The 505-nt window shown below is 64.8% G+C and carries 1 protein-coding gene; it reads right to left on the reverse strand.

Annotation, left to right across the window (positions count from 1 at the left end):
* Positions 1–505: DDE-type integrase/transposase/recombinase (locus JMJ55_RS30495; protein WP_202829353.1), on the reverse strand; the 505-nt coding region annotated here is incomplete at both ends.

Genomic DNA, 505 nt, shown 5'->3' on the forward strand with positions numbered 1-505 from the left:
CCCCTGGCTCGGTGAAGTGCGTGCCGTTGTCAGTGAGTACGGTGTGGACCCGGTAGGGCACGGCTCCGACCAGAGCCCGAAGGAAGTCGCCCGCGACCCGCCGCGTGGCTTTCTCGTGCAACTGGACGAAGGCGAACTTCGAGGTTCGGTCGACGGCGACGAAGAGGTAGAGCCTGCCTTCCTGGGTTTGCACTTCGGCGATGTCGATGTGGAAGTAGCCGATCGGGTAGCGCTTGAACCTCGCACGCAGCGGCTTGTCGCCCTCCGTCTCGGGCAGGCGGGAGATACCATGACGCTGTAGGCAGCGGTGCAGAGCAGAGCGCGTCAGGCGTGGGATGGTCGGCTGCAGGGCGTAGAGGCAATCATCGAGCGGTAGCAGTGTATGCCGCCGGAAGGCGACGATGACTGCTTCCTCCTCGACTGAGAGAACCGTCGACGTCGGCCTCTTTGGCCCGGTAGGCAGGTCGGCCACAAAGGCGCGCTTGCGCCACTTGGCCACCGTCTT

Origin of the sequence: Belnapia mucosa (genome assembly GCF_016775475.1) — a bacterium.
In the GTDB taxonomy this organism is placed as follows: Bacteria; Pseudomonadota; Alphaproteobacteria; order Acetobacterales; family Acetobacteraceae; genus Belnapia; species Belnapia mucosa.